The 26,792-nt window shown below is 69.8% G+C and carries 17 protein-coding genes and 1 tRNA gene; 11 read left to right on the top strand and 7 right to left on the bottom strand.

Going from position 1 to position 26,792, the window contains the following annotated elements:
• Nucleotides 1–60: 60 nt before the first annotated feature.
• Both hemL and AC5RVG_RS02120 read left to right on the top strand, forming a co-directional pair.
• Entirely contained in the window at nt 61–1,395 is a 1,335-nt protein-coding gene (gene hemL / locus AC5RVG_RS02125) for a glutamate-1-semialdehyde 2,1-aminomutase (protein ID WP_494012552.1), read from the top strand.
• Between the two features lie 125 nt (nt 1,396–1,520).
• Complete coding sequence (locus AC5RVG_RS02120) at nt 1,521–2,765, top strand: AI-2E family transporter (RefSeq protein WP_494012551.1); 1,245 nt, start codon at nt 1,521–1,523, stop codon at nt 2,763–2,765.
• Nucleotides 2,766–2,942: 177 nt separating this feature from the next.
• Here AC5RVG_RS02120 and AC5RVG_RS02115 read toward each other — a convergent pair whose 3' ends face one another.
• The 4 genes from AC5RVG_RS02115 to AC5RVG_RS02100 all read right to left on the bottom strand — a co-directional run bounded on the left by AC5RVG_RS02115 (nt 2,943) and on the right by AC5RVG_RS02100 (nt 6,555).
• A complete protein-coding gene (locus tag AC5RVG_RS02115; protein ID WP_494000263.1) occupies nt 2,943–3,782 on the bottom strand; it encodes a MetQ/NlpA family ABC transporter substrate-binding protein in 840 nt (279 codons plus the stop codon).
• Between the two features lie 160 nt (nt 3,783–3,942).
• Nucleotides 3,943–4,677: a methionine ABC transporter permease gene (locus tag AC5RVG_RS02110; RefSeq protein ID WP_494012550.1), complete on the bottom strand. Its 735-nt coding sequence runs from the start codon at nt 4,675–4,677 to the stop codon at nt 3,943–3,945.
• A complete protein-coding gene (locus AC5RVG_RS02105) occupies nt 4,674–5,666 on the bottom strand; it encodes a methionine ABC transporter ATP-binding protein (protein ID WP_494000261.1) in 993 nt (330 codons plus the stop codon). Before AC5RVG_RS02105 ends, AC5RVG_RS02110 begins: the two co-directional genes overlap by 4 nt.
• Nucleotides 5,667–5,856: 190 nt before the next feature.
• Nucleotides 5,857–6,555 carry a 3'-5' exonuclease gene (locus tag AC5RVG_RS02100; RefSeq protein ID WP_494012549.1) on the bottom strand — a complete coding sequence of 233 codons (699 nt, stop codon included), beginning with the start codon at nt 6,553–6,555 and terminating at the stop codon, nt 5,857–5,859.
• Between the two features lie 118 nt (nt 6,556–6,673).
• Between AC5RVG_RS02100 and AC5RVG_RS02095 the strand changes: the two genes are divergently transcribed.
• From AC5RVG_RS02095 to AC5RVG_RS02085, 3 genes are read left to right on the top strand one after another with little or no spacing between them, the layout of a single operon-like run.
• A complete protein-coding gene (locus AC5RVG_RS02095) occupies nt 6,674–7,048 on the top strand; it encodes an MGMT family protein (RefSeq protein ID WP_494012548.1) in 375 nt (124 codons plus the stop codon).
• Nucleotides 7,045–10,305, top strand: a complete 3,261-nt coding sequence (locus AC5RVG_RS02090) for an ATP-dependent helicase (RefSeq protein ID WP_494012547.1) — start codon at nt 7,045–7,047, stop codon at nt 10,303–10,305. Before AC5RVG_RS02095 ends, AC5RVG_RS02090 begins: the two co-directional genes overlap by 4 nt.
• Nucleotides 10,302–13,655 carry an ATP-dependent helicase gene (locus AC5RVG_RS02085; RefSeq protein WP_494012546.1) on the top strand — a complete coding sequence of 1,118 codons (3,354 nt, stop codon included), beginning with the start codon at nt 10,302–10,304 and terminating at the stop codon, nt 13,653–13,655. The genes AC5RVG_RS02090 and AC5RVG_RS02085 overlap by 4 nt, the downstream gene beginning before the upstream one ends.
• A 70-nt stretch (nt 13,656–13,725) precedes the next feature.
• On the opposite strand, the gene AC5RVG_RS02080 is transcribed toward AC5RVG_RS02085, so the two are convergent.
• Entirely contained in the window at nt 13,726–15,135 is a 1,410-nt protein-coding gene (locus tag AC5RVG_RS02080) for a macrolide 2'-phosphotransferase (RefSeq protein ID WP_494012545.1), read from the bottom strand.
• Nucleotides 15,136–15,299: 164 nt separating this feature from the next.
• Here AC5RVG_RS02080 and nudC point away from each other — a divergent pair, with 164 nt between their 5' ends.
• Nucleotides 15,300–16,247, top strand: coding sequence for an NAD(+) diphosphatase (gene nudC, locus AC5RVG_RS02075; RefSeq protein WP_494012544.1), 948 nt, complete (start codon nt 15,300–15,302; stop codon nt 16,245–16,247).
• Nucleotides 16,244–18,376: an ATP-dependent DNA helicase UvrD2 gene (locus tag AC5RVG_RS02070; protein WP_494012543.1), complete on the top strand. Its 2,133-nt coding sequence runs from the start codon at nt 16,244–16,246 to the stop codon at nt 18,374–18,376. The genes nudC and AC5RVG_RS02070 overlap by 4 nt, the downstream gene beginning before the upstream one ends.
• A 28-nt stretch (nt 18,377–18,404) precedes the next feature.
• Here the strand turns inward: AC5RVG_RS02070 and AC5RVG_RS02065 are convergent, their stop codons facing one another.
• Nucleotides 18,405–19,481: a TOMM precursor leader peptide-binding protein gene (locus AC5RVG_RS02065; RefSeq protein WP_494012542.1), complete on the bottom strand. Its 1,077-nt coding sequence runs from the start codon at nt 19,479–19,481 to the stop codon at nt 18,405–18,407.
• Between the two features lie 153 nt (nt 19,482–19,634).
• On the opposite strand from AC5RVG_RS02065, the gene AC5RVG_RS02060 reads away from it, so the two are divergent.
• Nucleotides 19,635–20,297, top strand: coding sequence for a M48 family metallopeptidase (locus tag AC5RVG_RS02060; RefSeq protein ID WP_494012541.1), 663 nt, complete (start codon nt 19,635–19,637; stop codon nt 20,295–20,297).
• On the opposite strand, the gene AC5RVG_RS02055 is transcribed toward AC5RVG_RS02060, so the two are convergent.
• Complete coding sequence (locus AC5RVG_RS02055; RefSeq protein WP_494012540.1) at nt 20,294–21,775, bottom strand: zinc-dependent metalloprotease; 1,482 nt, start codon at nt 21,773–21,775, stop codon at nt 20,294–20,296. The two genes, AC5RVG_RS02060 and AC5RVG_RS02055, sit on opposite strands and share 4 nt — an antisense overlap.
• A gap of 273 nt (nt 21,776–22,048) precedes the next feature.
• Between AC5RVG_RS02055 and AC5RVG_RS02050 the strand changes: the two genes are divergently transcribed.
• From AC5RVG_RS02050 to AC5RVG_RS02040, 3 genes are all read left to right on the top strand, one after another.
• Complete coding sequence (locus AC5RVG_RS02050; protein ID WP_494012539.1) at nt 22,049–23,182, top strand: YlbL family protein; 1,134 nt, start codon at nt 22,049–22,051, stop codon at nt 23,180–23,182.
• 271 nt (nt 23,183–23,453) lie between these two features.
• Entirely contained in the window at nt 23,454–26,378 is a 2,925-nt protein-coding gene (locus AC5RVG_RS02045; protein ID WP_494000249.1) for a UPF0182 family membrane protein, read from the top strand.
• Between the two features lie 45 nt (nt 26,379–26,423).
• Nucleotides 26,424–26,500, top strand: a tRNA-Met gene (locus AC5RVG_RS02040).
• The last annotated feature ends 292 nt before the right edge of the window (nt 26,501–26,792 follow it).

Here is a 26,792-nt window from a genome sequence, read left to right as displayed (position 1 = left end):
GTTGCCGCGCAGCACGACCCGTCCGCAGCGGATTCCGCTGTCCCGAAAGGACCCAAGACCATGATTAAAGCCATCCGCTCCGAGGAACTCTTCGAACGCGCCCGCCAGCTGATGCCCGGCGGGGTGAACTCACCGGTCCGGGCCTTCGGCTCCGTCGGCGGGACGCCGCGCATGATGGTCGGTGCCAAGGGGGCCTACCTCACCGACGCCGACGGGCGCGAGTACGTAGACCTCGTGTGCTCCTGGGGCCCGGCCCTGCTGGGCCACGCCCATCCGGCCGTCCTCGAGGCCGTGCACACGGCCGTGGACCGGGGACTGTCCTTCGGCGCCTCCACGCCCGCCGAATCGGAACTGGCGGCCCTGGTCGTCGGCAGGGTCTCCGCCGTCGAGCGCCTCCGCATGGTCTCCACCGGCACCGAGGCCACGATGACCGCCGTGCGCCTGGCCCGCGGCTACACCGGCCGCAACCTGGTCGTGAAGTTCGCCGGCTGCTACCACGGGCACCTGGACGGGCTGCTGGCCGCCGCGGGCTCGGGCGTGGCCACCCTGGCCCTGCCGGGTTCGGCGGGCGTCACCGAGGCGACGGCCGCGGAGACCCTGGTGCTGCCGTACAACGACGTCGCCGCCGTCGAGGAAGTGTTCGCCGCCCGCGGCAGCCAGATCGCCGCCGTCATCACCGAAGCGGCCCCCGCGAACATGGGCGTGGTTACCCCCGCCGACGGCTTCAACGCGGCCCTGTCCCGCATCACCCGGGAGCACGGGGCGCTGCTGATCCTGGACGAGGTGCTGACCGGCTTCCGCACCGGCTACGCCGGCTACTGGGGCTTGACCGGGGGAGCCGACGGGGCAGCCGATCCGTTCGTGCCCGACCTGTTGACCTTCGGCAAGGTCATCGGCGGCGGCATGCCGGTGGCGGCCCTGGGCGGCCGCGCCGACGTGATGGATTACCTGGCGCCGTCCGGTCCCGTCTACCAGGCCGGCACGCTCTCCGGCAACCCGATCGCCATGGCGGCCGGTGTCGCGACCCTGACCGCCGCGACGCCCGCGGTCTACGCGGCGATCGACGCCCGCTCGCTCGAACTGCAGGCCGCGCTGACCGCCGCCCTGTCCAAGGCCGGCGTGGACCACAGCATCCAGACCGCGGGGAACCTGTTCAGCGTGGCCTTCGGCACCTCGGCCAACGGCGTCCACAACTACGCCGACGCCCAGGGCCAGGAAGCCTTCCGCTACGCCCCCTTCTTCCATGCCATGCTCGACGCCGGCGTCTACCTGCCGCCGTCGGTGTTCGAAGCGTGGTTCCTTTCGGCGGCGCACGACGACGCCGCGATGGAGAAAATCTTCGCCGCGTTGCCGGCGGCCGCGCGGGCTGCCGCGGCGGCCACGCCGCCGGCCTGACCGCAACTCCGGTGCCGGGGGCGGGGGTCGCCGTCCGCCTGCCGCCCGGTCCCGGGGACAGCGGCATGGCAGACTGATGCTGACGGCGGTACACGGAATCGCCGCGCGAACCCAGGAGCGTGCAGATGGGCCTGTTCTCCAGGCGCAGGCAAACACCGGAAGACTACGACGCCGAGGCGCTCCTGGCGGACGCCGCGGCGCCCCTGGCGGAGGCCGGGCCGCCGCCGGTGCGGTCCGGGACCGAGCCGGCCCCCGCGCCGGTGCAGTCACGGCTGGATCCGGCCCCGGCGCCCATGCCGCCCCGCGCGATCTGGTCCGACGGACTCGGACGAACGGCCACCCGTTCCGCACAGCTGCTGCTCACGCTGCTGCTGGCCGGCGTGGTGATCTACGGGCTGTTGCAGCTGCGGCTCCTCGTCATTCCCGTCCTGATCGCCCTGATTCTGGCGGCGGCCGTGGGCCCGGTGGTGCGGCTGCTGCGCGGCTGGGGCTGGTCCGCGGCGCTGGCCACGGCGACGGCGTTCCTCGGGATCCTCGTGGTGCTCGGCGGCGTGATCACCGGGATCGTCTTCGCGGTCCGCAGCGAAGCGGACGAGCTGGTCAGCTCCGCCCGCGAGGGCTGGATGCAGCTGCAGGAGTTCCTGGCCACCTTCCCGCTGCCGGTCAGCCAGCAGCAGATCGACGAGGCGCTCGCCGGGGTGGTCGACTTCCTGACCAGCGCCACGGTGGGACGCAGCGCGCTGAGCGGATTGTCGACCGCGGCCGAAGTCGTCACCGGGGCCGTCCTGATGGCCGTGATCCTCTTCTTCTTCCTCAAGGACGGGCCGCGCATCTGGCGTTTCCTGCTCAGCTGGTTCCCGGCGGCAAAGCGGCCGCAGCTTGAGCTGGCCGGGTCGCGCGCCATGGACGTGCTGGGCAGCTACGTGCGGGGCACCGCCACCGTCGCGGCCGTCGACGCCTTCTTCATCGGACTCGCCCTGTTCATCCTGCAGGTACCGCTGGCGCTGCCGCTCTCGGTGCTGATTTTCATCGGCGGCTTCATCCCGATCGTCGGAGCCACCATCGCCGGCGTGCTGGCGACCCTGGTGGCGCTGGTGGCCAACGGGCCGGTGGCCGCGCTGGTAGTGGTCGCCGTCGTGATCATCGTGCAGCAGCTGGAGGGTAACTTCCTGCAGCCGGTGGTGATGGGCCGCTCGGTGAGCCTGCACTCGCTGGTGATCCTGTTGGCCCTGACCGCGGGAACCATCCTGGGCGGCATCATCGGCGCCGTCCTGGCCGTTCCGGTCACCGCGGTGGGCTGGGTGGTGATTCAGGTGATGTCGGGAAGGACCTCCGCCGAGGAATCCGCGCCGGTCCGGCGAGGCCGCTGACCAGGCACGCCGCCGGCCAGACACCGGCAGGCCGGTCGCTGACCAGGCACGCCGCCCGGCCAGACACCGGCAAGCCGGTCGTTGGCGGGCCGGACACAGAAGGTCCCCGGAAGCCCAAGCTTCCGGGGACCTTTCTGGCGTCGGCCGTTGCCGCTCACGCCGGCGGTTCGGGACTGACTAGAAAGCGGGGAAGACGTCGCCGTTGGGCCACGTTTCCTCGATGAACTTCTTCACGTCCGGCGAGTGGAGCAGCTCTTCGAGCTTCGCCACGGCAGGATTATCGTCACCGGCGTTCCAGACCAGGAAGTTGGCATACGGGTTGTTCTCCGAGGACTCGACGACCACTGCATCGTCGGTGTTCAGCCCCGCATCCAGGATGAAGTTGCCATTGATGATGGCCAGGTCGATCTTCGGATCCTCGATCAACTGGACCAGGATTTCAGGCTGGTTCTCCTCGAATTTCAAGCCCTTGGGGTTCTGCTCCGCGGTCAGCGTCAGCGCCGCCGAATCGTCCTCGATCCCGGTCAGCAGCCCGGCCGTTTCGAGCATCTTGAGTGCGCGCGGCTGGTTCCCCGGGTCGTTGGTGATCGCAATGGTTGCGCCCTCGCCAAGGTCGTCGACGCTCTGGTGCTTCGACGAGAACCCGGCGTACGGCTCGATGTGGATGCCTTCGCCATGTTCGAAGTCGTAGCCCTTGTCAGCCACCTGCTGCTCAAAGAAGGCCAGATGCTGGAAGTAGTTGGCATCCAGCGAGCCGTCGCTCAGGGCGATGTTCGGGGTCTGGTAATCGGTGAATTCCTTGATCTCCAGATCGATCCCGGCTTCCTGGGCCAGATTCTCATCCACGAATTCCAGGATTCGGCCCTGCGGCACGGGAGTGGCACCGACCGTGACGGTGACGGGATTGGCCGGATCCAGCGTGGTCTCGGCGCTGGGGGTGGATTCGGAGCCACCGCAAGCCGTCAGCGCCAAGGCCGCAGCCAGGCCGGTACCAATGAGCGTTAGTGCTTTACGCATCTGCGTGCGTTCCTTTCGAATGACCGGGCCGGCCGAAGTCGGTTCGTCCCGGATGTGGTGCAGCTAGCGGCTACTGGCTGCATTCTTCCGCTGCCGGTGAGGCGGGCGGGAAGCGTGGGGGCGGGACGGCGGTGTCCCGACACGGTCGCGGACGTTGCGCTCAGACGGCGGTTACCGGCTCATGCCGCCGGCGCTTCGAGCCTGCGGTGGAAGCGCTGCGGTGGTCCACCCGCCGGGCCACGGCGTCGCCGATCCATTGGATCAGCTGGACAAGGACCACCATGATCACGATGGTGACCACCATGACGGTGGTGTCGAACCGCTGGAAGCCATAGTTGTAGGCGAGCTGGCCGAGGCCGCCGCCGCCGGTGAGGCCCGCCATGGCGGAGTATCCCACGAGCGTGACCAACGTCGTCGTCAAGGCGGCGACCAGCCCGGGCAAAGCCTCGGGAACGAGGACCTTGGCCACGACCTGCAGGCGGGTGGAACCCATGACGAGGGCCGCGTCGATTTTGCCGGAGCTCACATCCCGCAGCGCGGTTTCCACCAGGCGGGCGAAGAACGGCACCGTGCCGATGGTCAGCGAGACGCAGGCGGCCAGGGCACCGATCGAGGTGCCGGTGATGACCCGGGCCAGCGGGATCAGCGAGATCATCAGGATGGCGAACGGAATGGACCGGGTGATGTTCACGATGATGTCCGACACGATCCGGTTCGTCACGGGCATGGGCCGCAGCCCGGCGGGCGCACTGGTGTAGAGGAAGATGCCCAGCGGCAGGCCGATCAGCAGGGTGAAAGCCCCCGAGACCCCGACCATCAGCAACGTTTCGCCGATCGCTTCCGGCAGGGCATTGGTGATGCCCGGGTTGGTTGTCAGTTCGTCGATGAAGTTCATGCCGCTTCCTCCTGCAGGACGCGGACGGCAACGCCCTGGCCGACCAGGTGCTCGGTGAGGGCAGCCGTGTCCGCCCCGGCCGGCAGTTCGATGCGCAGGTGGCCGAACTGGGTGCCGGCCAGCGACTCCACGCTGCCGGCCAGGACGTTCAGGTCGAGGCCGAAGGCCCGGGCAGCCCCGGTCAGCACGGGCTCCGACGCGCGTTCGCCGGAATAGAGGATTTCCAGCATCGTGCCCCCGCCGGTCGCCTCGGCCGAAGGCAGCGGCAGCAGCGTGCTCGAGAGGCGGCCGCCCAGGTCGGCGGCGACCTCGCGCAACGGGCCGTGTTCGACGATCCGGCCGGCTTCCAGCAGCGACACCGAATCACAGATGCGCTTGATGACCTGCATCTCGTGCGTGATCACCAGCACGGTCAGTTGGAGCCGCTCGGTCAGGTCACGGATCAGGGTCAGGATTTCGTCGGTGGTCTTCGGGTCCAGGGCCGACGTGGGCTCGTCGCAGAGCAGCACGTCCGGGTCCGAAGCCAAGGCGCGGGCGATGCCGACCCGCTGCCGCTGGCCGCCGGAGAGCTGGGACGGGTAGGCGTCCTCAAACCCCTCCAGGCCGACGAGCCTGATCAGCTCCGAAACCTTGGCGCGGATGGACGCCTTGGGCGTCTTGACGATCTCCAGGGGATGCGCCACATTCTGGGCGGTGGTGCGGGAGTCCATCAGGTTGGCGTGCTGGAAGATCATCCCGATGCGGCGCCGGGCCGACCTCAGGTCGGCGTCGCGGGCGGCACTGAGCTCGGCCCCGTTGATCGATACCGATCCGGACGTCGGGCTGTCCAGGAGGGTCAGGCAACGCACCAACGTGGATTTGCCGGCACCGGAATGGCCGACGATGCCGTGGACGGTGCCCTTGGGGACGGACAGGCTGACGCCGTCCAGGGCCACCACTTCGCGGCCGCCTTGGCGGTAGACCTTGCGCAGGTCGGTAACGGTGATCATGGAACCTCGGGGAATCGATGTCTGAAGCGTCGACAGCCGCCATAGCATGTGCCGCCATCAAGGATTAATTATGACAGCCGCGACAACACGCCAGAATTCGACGGGACGTTGCGTCATACGGCGACCCGAAGTTGACAGGGCCGCGCTGACTCAGGGGCGGGCGGGTACGCGCGTGTGGGCGGGGGCAGGGTCAGACAGCGGCGGGCATCAGGCGCACCGGCCAGACCCCGTCCACGACGGCTTCCGGATCCTTGCGCCGCAGCCAGGCCTCGAAATTTGCCGCCTGCTGTGCGCACCAGTCGATCTGCAGGGCATGCAGCTCGGCCGCGCCGATGCACAATGCTGCGTAGCGGCGGGCGAGGGCATCCGCGACGCCGATGGTGGCCAGGGCGTCCGCCGCCGACGTGTGCGCCGCGTCGAGACGGACGCCGTAAAGTTCGCACAGCGCCCCCAAGGTGCGCTTTCCCCGCCGGTAGCGGTCCACCTGTTTGTCCAGGACATACGGATCGATCACCGGAGCCGCCGCCGGGGCCGGCAGGCCGTACCGCCAGCATTCGCGTGCCAGCACGGTGAAATCGTAGGCGGCGTTGAAGGCCATGACCGGGATGCCCGCGTCGAAGTAGCCGGTCAGTGCCTCGGCGATACCGGCGGTGGCAATTGCCGCGGGCAGGCCCTCGCTGCGGGCCCGTTCGGTGCTGACCCCGTGGATTGCGGCGGCTTCCGCAGGGATCTCCACTCCGGGGTCCACCAGCCACTCCCGCTCCTGCAGCGGCTGTCCCGCTGCGTCGACCAGGACGATGGACGCCGTCACGATCCGCGCGGTGTGGGGATCACGGCCCGTGGTTTCGAGATCGAAGGCGGCGCGGGGACCGGTATGCCAGCTGTTCATGTCCGCAACGCTATCCGGCGGATCGGACAATCCCGGGGAGGCTCCGCGCGGTGTGTGGAAGCGGCTCCCGCAGCCCGCCGGTGCAGGCCTCGCGGGGCCGCTAAATTACACTGGTGTAATGCGCGAGGCGATAGTAGAGGCGGTCCTCGACCTTGCCGCGATCGTTCCGCGGGGCCGGGTGCTCTCCTATGGCGATGTCGCCGAGCTGCTCGACGCCGGAGGCGCCCGGCTGGTCGGCAGGATCCTGTCCCTGCACGGCGCGGCGGTTCCGTGGTGGCGCGTTATTCGTGCCAATGGTTCCCTGCCCGGTGAGCTGATGGAACAGGCTGTGGCGCACTACCGCCGGGAAGGCACGCCCCTGGCGGAGCCGGCGGCGTGGCCGGCCAGGGTGCGCATGGCGGAAGCCCGGTGGGTGCCCGGGCCTGAAGAATACGCAGCGATCGAGGAGCTCCGGCGCAAAGTGTCCGAACCGGCTGATGGGATGGGGCCATGATCGAGACCAAGCCGTCGGCCGGGCTGCAACTGGTCCGGCCCGAAACCGGATCCGCCGGTGCCCCGCTTCCGAGTCCGGACCAGGCGCAGGTCATCGACCTGCCCGCCGGCTGCGGTCCGGTGCTGGTCCTCGGCGGCCCGGGCACGGGAAAATCGACCGCTCTGGTGGAACTCGCGGTGCGCCGCGTGGAGGAAACCGGACTTGACCCGGCGAACCTGCTGTTCCTGGCCCCGAACCGGCTGGCGGCCGCGCGCCTGCGCGACGCGCTGACCGGGCGCCTCAACCGCAGCCTGGGCACCACCCCGACCAGGACCTGGTCGGCCTATGCCTTCGACCTGATCCGACGGGCACGGGTGGAAGGACTGCTGCCGCTGGTGGAGCGCGCGCCCCGGCTGCTGTCCGGACCCGAGCAGGACCAGATCATCGCCGAACTGCTGGCCGGCCATCGTGCCGGCTACGGCCCGGGGGCCGGCTGGCCGGAAGACCTGCAGCAGGCTCTGGCGACCCGCGGCTTCCGGCAGGAGGTCCGCCAGCTCTTCGACCGGCTGACCGAGTACGGCAGCACCGCAGGGCAACTGGAACAGTTGGGCGCAGAGTATGGCCGGGCGGACTGGATGGCGGCGGCCCGGCTGTATCGCGAGTACCGTGACGTGATCGACCTCCGGATGCCCGAGGCCTTCGACCCGGCCGGAATCATCACTTCGGCACGCCAGCTGCTGCTGGAGCATCCCGGCCTGCTGGAGCGGGAGCGCAGCCGCCTCCGGCTGATCCTGGCGGACGACCTCCAGGAAGCCAACCCCGCGGTCTTCGAGCTCCTGGCCTTGCTTGCGGAGGGACAGGATGCCGTCTTCGCGGCCTCGCCGGACACCGTCGTCCAAGGGTTCCGCGGCGCCCGTCCGGATGTCCTCGGCAAGTTGCCCGGGCTGGTTGGCACACCGGACAGGCCGCTGCACACGCTGGTCCTCACCAGTTCGCACCGGATGGCTCCCGGAGTCGCAACCGCCTGGCAGTCAGCTGCCGCCCGGATCTCGCAGGTCGCCGGGGCGCACCGCGCCCGCGACCTCGTCCATCCCGGTGCGGAAGCAGAAACCGGGAGCGGAACCGCGCCCGCCCACGGCGGCGCGGACCGGAACGACGCGCCCGCCGCCAGTTCGCACGTGGTCGCGTCGCCGGTCCACGAGCACCGCTATGTGGCGCAGCGGATCCTGGAAGCCAGGCTGTTCGAGGGCTACCGGCTCAGCGAGATGGCCGTGATCGTCCGCACCGGCGGCCAGCTCTCGGCCCTCGCCCGCTACCTCACCGGCCAGGACATCGCGGTCAAGGTCCCGGTTGCCGAAAGCGCGGTGCGCGACGAGGCCGCGGTCCGGCCGCTGCTGGACGCGTTGGCCGTGGCCCTGGAGCCGGAACTACTCACCCCCGACGCTGCCGTCGCCCTCCTGACCTCCAGGATCGGCGGCGCGACGGCGATCGACCTGCGCCGCCTGCGCCAGGCACTGAGGCGCGAAGAGCTGCTCGGCGGCGGGGGCCGGTCCAGCGATTCCCTGCTCGTGGAAGCGATCGGCGACCCCGTGTTCCTCGGCACGCTCGGAAGGGAAGGCGGATCCGCCAGGAGGATCGCGCGGATGCTCAAGGCCGGTCGGGACGCGGAGGCCGAGCCGGGGGCCAACGCCGAGACGGTGCTGTGGGCACTGTGGTCCGCCACCGGGCTCTCCGATCGCTGGGCGGCACAGGCACTGCAAGGCGGCCCCGTCGGCGTGCGGGCCGACCGGGACCTCGACGCCATGATGGCGCTGTTCCAGACCGCCGAGCGGTATGTGGACCAACTCCCCGGCTCGAGCCCGCGGCAGTTCCTGGAATACCTGTTGAACCAGGAACTGCCGATGGACAACCTCGCGCCGCGCGCCCAGGTGCGGGAAGCCGTGGAACTGCTCACGCCCGCCTCGGCGGCGGGCCGGGGCTGGCCGCTGGTCATCGTGGCGGGCGTCCAGGAGGGGGTGTGGCCGAACACCAGGCTGCGTGGCGAACTGCTGGGCAGCACGGAGTTCGTGGAGGTTTTGGAGCGCGGCGTCGAGGAGGCCCGGCGGATCGACGCGGTGACCCGGCTGCGGGAAATCCGGTACGACGAATTGCGCAGTTTCTCCACGGCCATATCGCGCGCCGAACGCCGGCTGATCTGCACGGCGGTGCAGTCCGAAGACGCCCAGCCGTCCCAGTTCCTCGATCTGGTTGAGCCCTGGCTGGATCCGGAAACCCCCCGTCCGGCGACCGAAGTCCTCCGCCCGCGAACCGTGCGTGCCTTGGCAGCGGAACTCCGGCAGGCCGCCCAGCAAGCCTCGACCCGTCCGGAAGAGGCGGCGGATGCGGCCGCCGTGCTCGCCATGCTGGCGGCCAGCCCGGTGCCGGTGCCCGGCGCTCACCCGCGCGACTGGTGGGGACTGCTGCCGCTGAGCAGCACGGCACCGGTCGTTCCGGAGGGGGAACCCGTCCCGGTTTCCCCCTCAAAGGTGGAAGCCGTCCAGAAATCCCCGCTCGACTGGTTCATCCAAGCGGCAGGGGGCGAAGCGGCCACCGACTTCGCCCGCAGCCTGGGCACCCTGGTCCACGGAATTGCGCAAGACATCCCCGCGGGCACGGGAACGGAATACGTGGCCGAACTGGTCCGACGCTGGCCGCAGTTGGGGATGAAGGAGAACTGGGAGGGACGGCTTGACTTCAACCGTGCCGAAGGAATGGTCCGGAGACTGGCCCAGTACGTGATCCAGATGCGTGCGGAGGGCCGGAGCCTGGTCGGCGTGGAACAGGACTTCTCGGTTGACCTGCCGGGTCCGGAACGCGTGGCCAGGCTGCGTGGACAAGTGGACCGGTTGGAACTGGACGCCGACGGGCGGCTCCACATCGTGGACCTGAAAACGGGACGCGCTGCCCCGACCAAGGCAGAACTGGAGCGGCACCCGCAGCTGGGCAGCTACCAGGCGGCGGTCCAGGCCGGAGGATTCCCCGAACATGCGTCAGCCCCGGGCGGCGCTTCCCTGGTCCAACTGGGACAGGACCTGAAATCGGTCAAAGTCCAGCAGCAGGAGAGCCTTGCCGACGGCGAAGACTGGGCCACAGCGATGATCCACGAGGCCGCGGCGCTCATGGCCGCTTCCGAATTCGAGGCCCGGCACGATCCGCAGCGGTCCGGCAACGGCGGTCACGGCTGCCGTGCACCGGAAATTTGTCCCCTGTGCGCAGAAGGAAGGCAGGTCACCGAATGAGCATAGGAACGGTCACCACAACCTACAGCCCGGAAGAGCTTGCCGGACTGCTGGGCCAGCACCTGCCGACAGCCGAACAGTCGGCCATCATCAGCTCCCCGCTGCAGCCGATGCTGGTCATCGCCGGCGCGGGTTCCGGCAAGACGGCGACAATGGCCGACCGCGTTGTCTGGCTCGTGGCCAATGGCTTTGTCCGCCCGGATGAAATCCTCGGCGTCACTTTCACCCGCAAGGCCGCAGGCGAGCTGGCCGCCCGGATCCGCGCGCAGCTGGCCAAGCTGGACCGCAAGGGCCTGCTGCCGCAGGACGCCGACGATGCTGCCGGACTGGTGGAACCGAAGGTCTCGACGTACCACTCGTACGCCAATGGTTTGGTCAGCGACTACGGGCTGCGCCTGGGAATTGAACGCGACGTGGTGCTGCTGGGCACCGCGCAGTCCTGGCAGCTGGCCAGCCACTGCGTGGAGGCGTACGACGGCCCCATCGAGCACCTGGTGGCCGGCAAATCGACCCTGGTCAACGCCGTGATGCAGTTCGCCGGGGAATGCTCGGAGCATCTGGTCACCCCGGACCAGGCTGCCGGCTACCTCGCGGAGGAGGTGGAGCGGATCGCCGCCCTTCCCTACATCGACGGCAGCACCAAGCAGGCCAAGGCGGAGGTGCGGAAATTGCTGGACCGGCTGCGGACCCGGATCACCGTGGCCAACCTGGCGGCCGGCTACAACCGGGCCAAGCGGGAACGGGGGGTGCTGGATTTCGGTGACCTGGTCTCCCTCGCGGCCCGCATCGCCCGTGAAGTGCCGCAGGCCCGCCAGCTGGAACGCAGCCGCTACAAAGTCGTGTTGCTGGACGAATTCCAGGACACCTCCCACGCCCAAATGGTGCTGTTCTCCGAACTGTTCGGCGACGGGCATGCCGTCACCGCAGTGGGCGACCCGAACCAGTCCATCTACGGCTTCCGCGGTGCCTCCGCCGGTCAGCTCTTCGCTTTCCGGGAGCACTTTCCCCTGGTGGGCGACGACGGCCGGCGGGCCCCGGCTCCGGCCGGTTTCCTCACGGTGGCCTGGCGCAACAGCATCAACATCCTGCGGATGGCCAACCGGATCTCGGCACCGCTGAACCGGGAAGACCCGAACCGTCCGCGCCCCGGCCGGATCAGCGTGCCGCCGCTGCGCCCACGGCCGGGAGCCACGGAAGGGACGGTGGCACTGGGGCGCTACGCGACCGAGGCGGAGGAGACCCTCGCCCTCGCCGACGCGATCGAACGGGCACGGAAGACGGTTTTCGCCCGGGACCCTGAAACCGGCCGTGCCGAACCCGTCAGCACGGCCGTGCTGTGCCGGCGGCGGGCACAGATCCCGGGCATCGCCAAGGTACTCGAAGAGCGGGGCATTCCCTACGAAATCATCGGGCTGGCCGGGTTGCTGGCGCAGCCGGAGATCGTGGACCTCGTGGCGACCCTGCGCGTCCTGGCTGATCCGGGACGGTCCGACGCGCTGATGCGGCTGCTGGCGGGGGCACGCTGGCGGATCGGACCGGCGGACCTGATGGCCCTGGCCGATTGGTCCCGGTTCCTGGAAAGCCGGCGCCGCGCGGCAACGGCAGGCGAGGCCGCCGAGCTGGACCGGGACGAGGCCGCGGGGGAGGCCGTCGTCGAACAGGACCTGGCCGAGGCCGCGTCCCTGGTCGAGGCGCTGGACCGGCTGCCCAAGCCGGGCTGGACCTCGCGCCACGGGCGGTCGCTGACACCCGTCGCGCTGGAGCGTCTGGGGCGCCTCGCGGAAGAGGTCCGCTACCTGCGCAGCTTCGTCGGCGACGACCTGACGCTGTTGCTGGGCGAGGTGGAACGCACCATGCTGCTGGACATCGAGGTTGCCTCCAAACCCGGGCAGAGCATCCACCAGGCGCGGCGCAACCTTGATGCTTTCCACGACGCGGCGGCAGCGTTCATGCAGACATCGCAGCGCGTGGACCTGCTGGCCTTTTTGGCGTGGCTGGAAGCGGCTGCCGCCGAAGAGGGAGGCCTGGACATGGCGCAGGTGGACGTGCGGCACGATGCCGTGCAGCTGCTGACCGTGCACGCTTCCAAGGGGCTCGAATGGGACGCAGTCTTCGTCCCCGGACTCAACGACGGCGCCTTCCCCTCCTCCTCGGACAACCGGTGGAGCAGCGGCCACGCCGCCCTGCCCTGGCCGCTGCGCGGAGACCGGTCCGACCTTCCCCAGTGGGATACCGACCAGCCGGACCAGTTGTCCTGGCTGAACGCGGAAGCGGACTACAAGTCGGAAGTCCAGGCACACGGTGAAGACGAAGAGCGCCGGCTGGCCTACGTCGCCTACACCCGGGCCAAGCACCTGCTGGTCTGCAGCTCCGCCGGCTGGACCGGCAGCAAGGTCAAGCCCACGGCCGTGTCGGCCTTCCTGGCCGAACTGCACGCAATGTCACAGGACGAACCCACGGCAGTGCAAGTGCGGCAATGGGTAGGGGACGAGGAACTCGGGCCGGAGAATCCGTTTCGGGCCGAAGTGGAAACAGCCATGTGGCCCTTCGACCCGTTGGAAGGGCCGCGGGTCTACCGCAGCGGTGTCCCGCAGCGGCAGCGTCCGGGCCGCCGGGCGGCCATGGAACAGGCCGCGCAGGCCGTGCTGGAGTCGCTGGCACAGCACCGGCAGCCGGCCGCGGACTCGACCTGGGCCCATGAGGCCAGGCTGCTGTTGGAACGCCACAATGCCGCACCGACCGCCGGCGAGGTGGAGCTGCCGGCGCACGTCTCCGCGTCGCTGCTGGTGGACCTGGCCGACGACCCGGACGAAGTCACGCGGCGCCTGCGGCGCCCGGTGCCCCGGAAGCCCGGCATGGCCGCCAGAAAGGGTACCGCCTTCCACAGCTGGATCGAGGAATACTTCGGCACCACGGGGATGTTAGATCTCGAGGCCTACCCGGACGCGGCCGACGCCTTCGTCGACGAGGCCTATGAGCTGGCCGGACTGGTCGAGAACTTCAAGGCATCCGAATGGGCCAACCGGGTCCCGGCAGCCATCGAAGTGCCCGTCGAGACCCGCGTCGGCGGCGTCGTGGTGCGCGGGCGCATCGACGCCGTGTTCCGCGACGCCGACGGCAGCTGGGACCTGATCGACTGGAAGACCGGAACCGCGCCGACGGGCCGGCAATTGTCGGTGAAGTCGGTGCAGCTGGCCGTCTATCGGCTGGCGTGGGCACGCCTGCACGGCATCGAATTGGACCGCGTCAAGGCCGCCTTTTACTACGTCGGGCAGGACAAACTGGTGCGCCCGCACGGCCTGGCCGGCGAGGCGGAGCTGGAGGCGGCGGTGCTGCGGGCCTACGCGTAGGGCCGCCGCGCGGCAGCGGTCAGCGCCCCGCACAGCAGCGGTCAGCGGTCAGCGGCGCCGCGCAGCAGTGTCAGCGCCGCTGGTTGATGATCGGAAGTGCCGTGGTGTCCGCGGACGCAGGCTCGGCTTCCTTGGCCGGCGGGGCCTCCTTGCCGGCGGCCGCTGCGCCGTCGGCGCGGCCGTTCTCCGGCGGCGCAGGCTCCGCGGCGTCCTGTTCCGCCGCGGGCGGTGCCGGAGAAGCTGGATCGACGTCAGGCCCCTCAACCGGGAGCAGCGTGACCTTGGAACTCCCGGATCGCCCGGCGAGCTGGACGCGGGCCGGTTCGTCGTGCCGGTGCTCCTGCCCGGCCGAACCGTTCCCACCCGCCGCAGCCGCCCTGCCGGCGCCGTCCTGCTCGCCGTCCGCCGCTTCGTCCCCTGTCGGCCGGTCGGCAGCAGCCGGCTCAGCGGCACGGTTCCGGCCCTCGGAACCGGCGGCCGGTTCCCGGGCCGGAGCCGCAGGGACAGCGGCAACCGTGGGCGGAACGGCAGGCGGCGGGGGAGCGGTGACACTGATGGGCTGGCCGCCGTGTACGGCCACGTCGGCCTCGAGCTCGTTCAGCATGTCGACCGCCTCGTCAACCATGGTCTGGTCGCCCGCAGCCAGTCCGCGGACCAGCCATTGGGCCAGCGCGAATTCGGCGGACAGCGCTGCCCGGCGCATCAGGTGGGGATCGACCGGGTCCTTGCGGTACTTGCGGTAGGACTCCAGCACGACGTCGGCGAACGACTGTTCGTGCACGGCCACCAGCCACGCGAAGTCATCGGCGGGATCGCCAATGCGCAGGTCGGTCCAACCGGTCACCGAGCTGACGCTGCCGTCTTGGACCAGGAGGTTGTCTTCGTGCAGGTCGCCGTGCACCACGCACGGATTGAACTTCCAAAGGGCCACGTCCTCCAGGGCGTGCTCCCACCGGCGCAGCAGGGCCGGCGGTATCTTGCCGGTGGTGGCAGCCTGGTCGAGTTCGTTGAGCTTGCGCTGGCGGAACTGGTCGGCCGTGTAGCTGGGCAGATCCGCGGCGTCGACCATGCGCTGGGGCAGGTCGTGGATGCCGGCTGTCGCCCGTCCGATCGATACCGGGACGGCGGCGCCGGCGGCGACCAGAGCTTCCAGCGCCAGCATGCTCCCCGGCACGTGGTTGTAAACGAAGGTGCGCAGCTCGGACTGCTGGACGGTCCCGGCGACCGTGGGCACCTGGAAAGGCAACTCCGCGCGGATCGCGGGCGAGAAGGCCCGGAGCACCAGCAGTTCCGTTTCGAGCCGCATGCTCGCCTCGGCGTGCTTCGGAGAACGCACGCGCCACCGCTTGCCGGACGCATCGGTGAGTACCGCGGACTGGAAATCCGCCGCATCATCCGGCAGCCCGGCAACGCCCGTGGGCGTCAACCCGGGAACGGCCGCGGTGGCTATGGCCGCCAGCTCCAGAGGTGTCTTTCTCACGTAGTCCACCGTACGTGCAACCGGTACCGGCAGCCCGGCCACGGCCGCGGCGAGTCGCCGGAAGGGTGAGGCAGGCCGCACCGGCGGGGCACCGCCGGTGCGCAGTCCACAGCGCCGGCGGCGCGAATAACGGTCCGGGCGCCGGGGTGAGTACGGTAGAGAGCATGAGTCTTAGCACCGCCGCTGCAGGGTTCCCGCCGCTGGGCCAGCTGATGCTGGCGCGCACCACCATGGACCGCGGGTGCGAGCGGCGCAGCCACCCCGGCCTGGTGGACGGCATCTGGGGCAGCGACACCACGCATGTGATGCTGATCGCCGACGGCAAGACGCTGGTCCGCGGCGGAAGAATCGTGTTGCTTCCGAGCAGGGAACGGACCGCAACCGACCTCTCCGTCTACCTCGGCCGGGCCGTGGAGGGTGCGGATGTGCCCGTCGGGACCGACATTGTGCTCTCGGTGTTGGCGGACCGCGCAGAAGCTGCCGGGTACGACGGCGAGTGGCTGGGCCTGCGGGATGTGGCGGGGGAGCTCTCTGCGCAGGACGCCGGGCTGTTTGTGGAGGCCGCGGCGATTTCCAACTGGCACCTGACCCACACCCACTGCCCGCGTTGCGGCCACCGCACGGAGATCGAGCAGGGCGGCTGGGTGCGCCGCTGTCCCGCCGACGGAAGCCAGCATTTCCCGCGCACCGATCCCGCCGTCATCGTTTCGGTCATCGACGAGGACGACCGCCTGTTGCTCGGCCGCAACAGCGCATGGCCGGCCAGCCGGTATTCGACCCTGGCCGGCTTCGTCGAGCCGGGGGAGTCGCTCGAGGCCGCGGTGGTGCGGGAAATCGAGGAGGAGTCCGGCGTCGTCGTGCACTCGCCGCGCTACCTTGGGTCCCAGCCGTGGCCGTTCCCGGCATCGCTGATGATTGGGTTCACGGCCGTCGCGACGGACGCGGCGTCGGTGCCCGACGGCGTGGAGATCCTGGACACACGGTGGTTCAGCCGGGAGGAACTGGCCGCGGCACTGAAGGCCGACGAGGTCCAGGTGGCCAGCGGCATTTCAATTGCGCGGGCGCTGATCGAGCACTGGTACGGCGGCGAACTGCCGCAGGCCGGACGATGAGCGCAGCGGCAGCCGGGCCCCTCCCGGACAGCAGCCTCGAAGACCGGATCCTGGCCGGACTGGATGACGAGCAGCGGCAGGTGGCCACCAACCTGGCCGGACCGCTGTGCGTCCTCGCCGGAGCGGGCACCGGCAAGACCCGGGCGATCACGCATCGGATCGCCTACGGGGTGCACACCGGGGTGTATACGCCGCAGCGGGTGCTGGCGGTGACGTTCACCGCGCGCGCGGCCGCCGAGATGCGGACGCGGCTGCGCGACCTCGGTGTTGGCGGGGTGCAGGCGCGAACGTTCCACGCCGCGGCGCTGCGCCAGCTGCAGTTTTTCTGGCCGCAGGCGGTCGGCGGTCCGTTGCCCGGCCTGCTGGACCACAAGGCCAGCGTCATCGCTGAATCTGCCCGGCGCCTGCGGCTGACCACCGACCGTGCCGCCATCCGCGACCTGGCGGCCGAGATCGAGTGGGCCAAGGTCTCCATGCTCACGCCCGAGAGCTATGTCCGCCGTGCGGCCGGGCGTGCCGCACCGGCAGGCTACGACCTGACGACGGTGGCGCGGCTGTACCAGGCCTACGAGGACGTGAAGACGGACCGGAACATCATCGACTTCGAGGACGTCCTGCTCATCACCGTGGGGATCCTTGAGGAAGACCCGAAGGTGGCGGCCGCCGTACGGGACCAGTACCGGCACTTCGTGGTGGACGAATACCAGGACGTCTCGCCGCTCCAGCAGCGGCTCCTGGACCTCTGGCTGGGTGACCGTGAAGAACTCTGTGTCGTCGGCGACGCCAGCCAGACCATCTACTCCTTCACGGGAGCGACCTCCCGGCATCTGCTCGAGTTCACCAAACGCTTCCCCGGAGCCGACGTCGTAAAACTGGTCCGGGACTACCGCTCCTCCCCGCAGGTGGTGCAGCTGGCCAACTCGCTGCTGGCCGCCCGCACCCGGCAGCCGGCGCGGGACAACGACAGCTGGCCGACCCCGCTGGAGCTCATCGCCCAGCGTCCGGCCGGGCCCGAGCCCTCGTTCACGGAATGCGCCGACGACGAGGCGGAGGCGGCCCAGGTGGCCACCCGCATCCGCAAACTGCTCGACGACGGCGTGGGCGCCGCCCAGATCGCCGTGCTGTTCCGCACCAACGGGCAGTCCCAAGCCTACGAACAGGCGCTGGCCAATGCCGGCATCGGCTATCAGCTGCGCGGCGGGGAGCGGTTTTTCCAGCGGCGGGAGGTCCGCGACGCGATCCTCCAGCTGCGGGCCTCCTCCCGGGCCGCCGGAACCGAACCCGTGCCGCAACTGGTCCGGGACGTGCTGGCGAACCTGGGCTACACGCGGGAAGCTCCGCAGACCGGCGGCGCGGTGCGCGAACGCTGGGAATCTCTGGCCGCGCTGGTGGGACTGGCCGACGAGTTGGACGCGGCCCGCGGTTCCGCGGCGGGCGGTGTTTTCACCATGTCCGACTTCGTGGCAGAGCTCGACGAACGCGCCGCCGCCCAGCATGCCCCCACCGTACAGGGTGTCACCCTCGCCTCGCTGCACTCGGCGAAGGGCCTCGAATGGGACGCAGTCTTCCTGGTCGGTTTGAGCGAGGGGCTGATGCCGATCTCCTTCGCCGACACCGACGAGGCCGTGGATGAGGAACGCCGGCTGCTCTACGTGGGCATCACCCGTGCCCGCCAGCACCTGGCGCTGTCCTGGTCGCTGGCCCGGACCCCGGGAGGCCGCGCCAACCGCAAGCCGTCCCGGTTCCTGGACGGGCTGCGGCCGGCCTCTTCCTCCTCCGTCCGCAGCACGCCGGGCCAGCGGCCGGCGCGGCGCAAGCAGGCCGCACCGGCGGCGTGCCGCGTCTGCGGCACCCTGCTCGGCAGCGGGGCGGAACGCAAGGTGGGCCGGTGCCACAACTGTCCGCCCACCTACGAGGAGTCGACGTTCGAGGCGCTGCGCGAGTGGCGCAAGGAGACGGCCAGTGAAGCCTCGATGCCCGCCTTTGTGATCTTCACGGATGCCACCCTCGTGGCCATCGCCGAAGCCCGGCCCCAGTCCTTGCAGGAGCTGTCCAGACTGGCCGGCGTGGGGCCGTCCAAACTGGAGCGTTACGGCGAGGAGGTGCTGCGCGTCCTGGCCGCGAACTGAGACTGTGCGGGCCCGGAGGCGAGCGCGCTCAGGCCGCCGCGCCCAGCACGCAGCCGCAGCCCGGGTGCGGCGGGTAGGCGTGGCGCGACACGGTACCGTCGCCGCTGTCGAGTTTGAGCACGGCGGAGAAGCTGCCGGGCTGGTTTCGTCCATCCAGGAACAGCAGGGCCTGCATCGCCGCCAGGCCCGCCGCGGCCACCGACTGCGACACTTCGTCGGCCGCGCCCCGGTCTGCCGGCGGCTCGTCCGGCCGGCTGGTCAACCGGGCAACGACGTCCGGCCACCCCGGATCGGCGTCGGCGCGGTGCAGTTCTACGCAGCCAAGGCAGCTTGTCTGGCCGGGGACCACCAACGGTCCGATCAGGGTGTCCTGCTCGCGCACCAGGACGCTCAGGTGCGGGTGTCCCCGGCTCATGAGCGCCGCGGCGACCCGGGGATCGGCCACGTCGCGGTCGACGTAGACCGCCAGGCTGAGCGCGCGCGGAAAGATGCCTGCGGCACCCTGCTCCGCGGTCGAGCCGGGCAAGAGGTGGCAGGCTACCGTGGGATCCACCTGGTGCACGGCCCGCCGCACGGCCTGCCCGCGGCCCAGGCCGATGTCCGTGAGCCGGATGGCGCCGGAACCGACATCTGAGGCGGCGGCGACCCCCGAATCCTTGAGCAGAAGCGTGCCGACGCCGGCCGCAGCCAGGGCGGTGCCCAACGCTGCACCGGTGCGTCCCAGCCCGATCAGCTGAACGATGCAGCGGCCCCGGGCGGCCAGCGGTCCTTCACCGTCGGCCGAGTACACCGCCGACCAACGGCGCGCATCCGGCGCGAGCCGGTCGGCGCGCAACCCCGACAGGCGTTCCCCGCCGGAGTCCGGCAACAGGACCGGTGCCAGTGCCGCCAACAGCGACGCGGCCCGCTCCCTGTCCAGGCCACAGGCTGCCCGCACGTCATCCAGGTCGGCCGATTCGATGCCCCGGCACAGCCGGGACAGGAAGTGCCGGTCCGCTTCCCCGGTCCCCTCGACCACCAGTCCGCCGGCGCCCAGGCCGAACTGGACGCTGCCCGCGGCGCCCTCCAGCATGCGCAGGCCTGGATTGATTCTCAACTGTGCCACCGCAACCCTCCTCGCCGCCTGCCCGTGGTCCGGGCGCGGCCCGGTCCTCCATGCTGGCACGGCGGCGGCAGGCGTCGGAGGGTTATCCACAGAAAACCGGGCACCGGGCCTGGGCGGATGCGGACGGTCGGATTGACCCGGTAACCTCGTCGCATGTCCCGAGCAGATCAGACGCAGGAATCCCGTGCCAGTGCAACGCCTCCGCGGCCGGTCCCGCTGGTGGCCGACACGGGGGAGCGGGTGGCGCTGACCACATCCACAGGGGCCCCCGTGGTGGTCAAACGGTCAGCACGCCGGCGCCGGACCGTCTCCGCCGCGTGGCGGGACGGGGCCGCCGTGATCTCCATTCCCGGCCACTTCTCGCCGGCGCAGGAACGGGAGTGGGTGCAGCGGATGCTGGCCAGGCTCGAGACGCGCGGCTCCCGGCCGGAGGGACGGACCGCCGCGGGCGACACTGACCTGGCCCGCCACGCGGCGGAGCTGTCGCAGCGTTACCTGGCCGGCAACGCCGTCCCGACCAGCATCCGATGGGTTTCCAACCAGAACGACCGCTGGGGGTCGGCAACGCCGGCCCGGGGCACCATCCGCATCTCGGACAAGATCAAGGACATGCCCGCCTGGGTCGTCGACTACGTGATCCTGCACGAGCTGGCACACCTGCTGGAGCCCGGCCACGGCCCACGCTTCTGGCGCTTGCTGCAGGCCTATCCGGAGCTCGAACGGGCCAAGGCCTTCCTCTCCGGCGCCGCCTTTGCCATGGGCCGCGGCCTGCAGGACGGGGACGACGTGGACGGTGCCGGCGAGAGCGACTGCTAGCCGCGGTCTCCGCTTCCGGAACCGTCCGGGCCTCCGTCGGCGGTGCCGGTATCCTCACCGCCAGCGGAGCCGTCCGGACCTCCGCCGGCGCTGCCGGAGTCTCCACGGTCGGCGGTGCCGTCCGGCTTCCGGGCATCGCCGTCGCCGGGCTGCTCTTCGAAGCCACCGCTCAAGAGTTTCTGCAGCGCCTCGTCGACTTCCGCCTCGGAGGCGTCCAGCAGCTTCCGCCGGGCGCTGAAGCCGGCCGGATCGTCCAGATCCTCCGCGGTCGGCAGCAGGTCGGGGTGGTTCCAGATCGCGTCCCGTCCTTCGACCCCGCGTTCCTCCTTCAGGGCGGACCACAGGGCGGCGGCATCCCGCAGCCGGCGGGGGCGCAGCTCCAATCCGACCAGGGCCGCGAAGGCGTGTTCCGACGGACCGCCGGTGGCCCGCCGCCGTCGGACCGTTTCGCGCAGCGCCGGTGCCGAGGGCAGGTTGGCCGCTGCGCCGGCGGTGAGCTCGTCCACCCAGCCCTCGACCAGCGCGAGCGCAGTTTCGAGCTTGGCCAGGGCGGCTTCCTGTTCCGGCGTGCGCTTCGGCATGAACACGCCCTGCGAGAGTGCCTGCTGCATGGATTCGGGGTTTGTGGGATCGAGGTCGCGGGCCACTTCCTCGATCCGCCCCATGTCGATATGGATGCCCCGCGCATAGCTTTCGATAGCGCCCAGCAAATAGCCGGAGAGCCACGGGACATGCGTGAACAGGCGGGTGTGCGCAGCTTCCCGGATCGCCAGGAAGAGCAGCACGTCCTGCCCCGGGATGTCCAGGCCCTCGCCGAACGACTTGACGTTGGCCGGCAGCAGGGCCATCTTGCCTTCCACCAGCGGGACACCGATGTCGCTGGAACTGACCACGTCCTTGGCCAAGGCGCCCACGGCCTGGCCCAGCTGCATGCCGAACATCGCGCCGCCGAGGTTCTGCAGCATGGAGTGTGCCCCGCCGAGCATCTGCTTCATCTCCTCCGGCACCTGCTCGGTCAGCGCGCTGGTCAGCGCGAAGGCGATGCTGTTGGCGACCGGCTCCGTCAACCGCTTCCAGGTCGGCAGCGTTGCCTCAACCCACTCGGCGCGGGACCAGGCCCTGCCGATGAGTCCCGTGCCGGGCATGCTCGTCACCGGATCGAGCCACATCTCGGCCAGCCGGAGCGCTTCGTCGACGGCGCGGCCCTGTGCGGTAGAGACGGACGGGTCGCTGTCCGAGGCGGCCACCTTGCGGGCGCTTTCATGGGCCAGTTTCCAGTTGACCGGACCTTCGGCGGGGGCACTCATCATCGCCTGGACCTGCTGGAACATCTGCGCCAAGGCAGTGGGGTCGGAGGGAAGTCCTGCCGCCTTGGCTATTTCCGCGGGATCCATTGCCCCGGCCTGGCCACCGAAGAGCTTGGCGAACATCTCCGCCAGCGGATCCTGCGGGTCGTCGTCGGGCTGCTTGGGGGTCATCACTACCACCGGTCCTCGAGGGTTGGAGCGGGCACGGGCCGTAGCGGCTGCCGGGGAGGCGGCGGGGGCTGTGCCCGGGGTGTTGCGTGAGTTCCACGTTACCGGCAGCCGGGATTCCTTGTCGCGCCGTGGGCCGGCAGTTCGCTCAAGGCCGAGCAGGCGCAGCACCACCGATGCCGGGCCGACGGCGTACGCTAGAGCAGGCGCCGCGAGCGCCCCGGGCGGCAGCGCGTTGGGTGCACGGCCCGGACAGCTGCGGGAGGGAACCACCAGGTGACACAGTCCACCAACAACGGCACGGAGCACGGCACGGACGGCTGGTCCGGCAACGTTCCCGGCCCGCAGCCGGCTGCGCCGCCGACCCGAAACCGCAGGCAACCGGTCCTGGCGGCCGCCGCCGTCGTCGCTGTGGTGGCCGGTGCCGCAGGGCTGGCCCTGCCGGCGGGCTACGTCATCGAGACGCCCGGTCCTGCCATCAACACCATCGGTGAGGTTTCCGCCACCCCGCTGATCGAGGTTCCGGACCGGCCCACCTACGAGACTTCCGGCGCCCTGGACCTGACGACGGTGTACGTGGAGGGCGGGCCCAACTCGAACGTCAACATGCTGCAGGTCCTGGCCGCCTGGCTCCATCCCCAGCGCAGCGTCGCACCCGCCGACCTGGTCTACCCCCCGGACGTCACGCAGGACGACATCCAGCAGCAGAATGCGGCGCTGATGGCCTCGTCGCAGGAGTCCTCGATCGCGGCGGCCCTGACCCAGTTGGACGTGGAGTACTCGCAGACCCTCTCGGTGGCCGATTTCACCCCGGACGCGGCGGCGGCAGGAGTCTTGGAGCTGCAGGACGCGATCCGGACCATCAATGGCCGGCCGGTCACCGGCATCGAGGTGCTGCGTGAGGAGCTCAATGCCAGTGCCGGCGCCCCGGTTGAACTGGGCATCGCGCGCGACGGCCGCGAGGAAACCGTGGATGTGGCACCGCGGGCCAACGGCGACGGCGACTACCAGCTGGGCGTCCTGCTGGGCACCGACTTCGACTTTCCGTTCGAAGTGAAGATTCAACTGGACAACGTGGGCGGCCCCAGCGCGGGCATGATGTTCGCGCTGGGGATCATCGACATCCTGACGCCAGGCGAGATGACCGGCGGCAAGCACTTCGCGGGGACCGGCACGATTGACGCCGAGGGCACCGTCGGGCCGATCGGCGGCATCCGGCAGAAAATGCTGGGCGCGCGGGAGGCCGGCGCCACCGTCTTCCTGGCGCCGGAGGCTAACTGCGCGCAGGTCGCCGGCCACGTTCCGGAGGGCCTGCAGGTCGTGTCGGTGGCGACGCTGGACGACGCCGTCAAGGCCGTCACCGCGATCGGCGGCGGCGGCGACGCGGCCGCCCTGCCCGGCTGCAGCTGATTCGTTTCAGCTGCGGCGCGGTCACATTCCGGCAACGGTGCCGGACCGTTCCCGCGCCGCGGTTCGCCGGGGCCGGTGTTGACAAGGCAGAATGGGAACGGAACCCTCCGAGACCGCCGTTCGTGGCATCTAGGGGGAGTGTCCCCGCAGCGGCGGTTTCGCCGTGATGCCACGCATGCAGACAACGAGGTAACGAGTGACGTTCGGACAAGACCGGTCTTACGGCGACCGGCCAACACCGCTTAACAGTCCTGGCAAGAAACGTTCCGCATTGGTGCCCACCCTCATCGTGGTGGCCGTCCTGGTGGTGGGCTTCGTCTTCTTCTCCCAGATCTACGCAGACATCCTCTGGTACAACCAGCTGGGCTACCTGGAAGTCATGCTTAAGGAGACCGGCACCAAGATCGCCATCTTCCTCATTGCCTTCCTGATCATGGGCCTTGCCGTCTACTTCAGCCTCCGGCTGGCATACCGTTCACGCCCGGTGTACGCGCCGGACAGCTCGCTGCAGGACAACCTTAACCGTTACCAGCAGCAGCTGGAGCCGGTGCGGCGCCTGCTGATGATCGGCATCCCGGTAGTGCTCGCCGGTTTCGCCGGCACCGCCGCCGCCTCGGCGTGGCAGACCGTCCTGCTGTTCTTCAACCAGCAGCCGTTCGGCCAGACCGATCCCCAGTTCGGCCTGGACTTCAGCTTCTACATGAACACCCTGCCGTTCCTCGGTTTCATTAACGGCTTCCTGATCAGCGTGGTGCTGATTGCCGGCATCGCCGGGCTGCTGACCCACTACCTCTACGGCGGGATCAGGCTGGAGGACAAGGGGTTCTTCGCCTCCACCGCGGCGAAGATCCATGTGGGAATCTTTGCCGCGTTGTTCCTCATCCTGCAGGGTGTCAACTACTGGCTGGACCGGTACGCCACCGTGCAGTCCAACGCCGGAAACTGGACCGGTGCGCTGTACACGGACGTCAACGCCGTGATTCCCACCAAGGCCATCCTCGCCGTCGCCGCCGTGCTGGTGGCCATCCTCTTCATCGTCTCGGCCTTCATCGGCCGCTGGCGGCTGCCGATCGTCGGCACGGCCATGCTTGTCGTCACCGCCATCCTCGCCGGCGGGGTCTACCCGTGGATCGTCCAGCGCTTCCAGGTGATCCCGAATGAGCAGGACGTCGAGGCCCCGTACATTGAACGCAACATCGCCCTGACCCGCCTGGCCTACGGGCTGGACGACGTCCAGACCATGAACTATGAAGCCGTCGTGGAGGCGGAAGCCGGCGCGCTGCGCGAGGACGCCGAAACCACGGCCAATATCCGCCTGCTGGATCCGAACCTGGTGTCGGACGCGTTCGCGCAGCTGGAACAGTTCCGCCAGTACTACCAGTTCGACGAGACGCTCAACGTGGACCGCTACACGGTCGACGGCGAGGTGCAGGACACCGTCATCGCCGTCCGCGAACTGAACACCGCGGGCGTGCCGGCCGGCTGGGTCAACGAGCACCTGCTCTACACCCACGGCTACGGCGTCGTCGCGGCCGCCGGCTCCCGCGTGGAGCCGGACGGCAAACCGTCGTTCATGCTCTCCGGGATCCCGTCGCAGGGCGTGTTGGGCGACGACTCGACCTACGAGCCCAGGATCTACTTCGGCGAAGCGTCTCCGGACTATTCGATCGTCGGTGCGCCCGAGGGCAGCACCCCGATCGAGATCGACCGGCCGCAGAGTGCCAATGCCGAAACCGACACCCGGAACACGTTCGACGGCGACGGCGGTCCCAACATCGGCAACTGGTTCAACCGGTTGGTCTACGCCCTGAAATTCCAGTCGACGGACCTGATGCTGTCGGACGCGGTCAATTCCGAATCGCAGATCCTCTACGACCGGGATCCGCGCCAGCGTATCGAAAAAGTCGCTCCGTACCTGACGGTGGACGGCAATGCCTACCCCGCCATCGTTGACGGCCGCGTGAAGTGGATCGTGGACGCCTACACCACCAGCGAGCACTTCCCGTACTCGACTCCGCAGCAACTGGAGTCGGCCACCATTGACTCCGGGACCACCGGGGGCGCCACGGTGGCACTGCCGGCGGAGGAGGTCAACTACATCCGCAACGCCGTCAAGGCAACCGTGGACGCTTACGACGGGTCCGTGGACCTCTACGCCTGGGACGACCAGGATCCGCTGCTCAAGGCCTGGACGAACGTGTTCCCGACGACGATCAAGCCGTACAGCGAGATGTCGGCCGACCTGATGGCGCACGTGCGCTACCCGGAGGACCTGTTCAAGGTGCAGCGGGAGTTGCTCACCAGGTACCACGTGACCAACGTCAACCGCTTCTACGAGAACTCCGACGCCTGGAGCGTTCCCACGGATCCGACGCTGGGCGAGGGATCGACCGTCAAGCAGCCGCCGTACTACCTGTCGCTGCAGATGCCCAACCAGGACGCGGCGTCCTTCTCGCTCACCACCCCGTTCATTCCGTTCGCCGTTCCCGGCGAGCAGGCACGCAACGTGCTGTACGGGTTCCTTTCCGCCAACGCGGACGCCGGCACCGGCGAGGACGGCGTGAAGTCCGAGGACTACGGCACGCTGCGGTTGCTCGAACTGCCGCGCGACATCACCGTGCCCGGTCCGGGCCAGGCACAGAACCTGTTCAACTCGGACACCGAAGTGTCGCAGGCGCTGAACCTGCTGCGCCAGGGCGCTTCCGAGGTGAAGAACGGCAACCTGCTCAGCCTGCCGGTCGGCGGGGGCATGCTGTACGTGCAGCCGGTCTACGTCCAGTCCTCGGGCGCTTCCTCCTACCCGATCCTGCGCCGGGTGCTGGTGAGCTTCGGTGAGGAAGTCGGCTTCGCCCCGACGCTGTCCGAAGCATTGGACCAGGTGTTCCAAGGCGATTCGGGCGCCACCACCGGCGACGAAGAAAACGTCGGGGAGACGCCGGCGACGCCGGACGCACCGGAGACCAGTGCCGAGGAGGACCTGCAGGCGGCCCTGCAGGCCGCGCGCACCGCGATCCAGGAGGGACAGGCCGCGCTGGCGGAGGGCGACTTCGCCGCCTACGGCGAAGCCCAGGAGCGGCTCCAGGCGGCGCTGCAGGACGCCATCGACGCCGAGGCAGCGATCTCCGGCGCCGCCCCCGAAGGCGGAGCGGACGGGGCAACGGAGCAGCCTTCTCCGGAGGCGACCGAGGGCAACTGACCGATTTGCTTCGCTACCCCGCGGCCGGTAATGTATTCACTGCGCCGCGGGGTGGAGCAGTTCGGTAGCTCGCTGGGCTCATAACCCAGAGGTCAGAGGTTCAAATCCTCTCCCCGCAACCAAGAGCAAGGGCCCCGTCCGATGTCATATCGGGCGGGGCTTTTGCGTGCCCCGATGCCGCAAGCCGGACCGGCTGTGCCCGGGGGCCGCAAGCCGGACCGGCGTGCCTGGGGCCGCGAGCCGGACTGGCTGTGCCCGGGAGGCCGCAAGCCGGACCGGCATGCCTGGGGCCGCGAGCCGGACCGGCTGTGCCCGGGAGGCCGCAAGCCGGACCGGCATGCCTGTGCCGCAAGCCCGGGGCCGCGAGCCAGGCGAATTAGTGCCCGAGGCCACAACCCCGACCGGTAGTATGGT

It is taken from the genome of Arthrobacter senegalensis (genome assembly GCF_059091765.1).
Note: the sequence above shows the minus strand (reverse complement) of the source record. Positions and strands in the feature narration are given on the sequence as shown.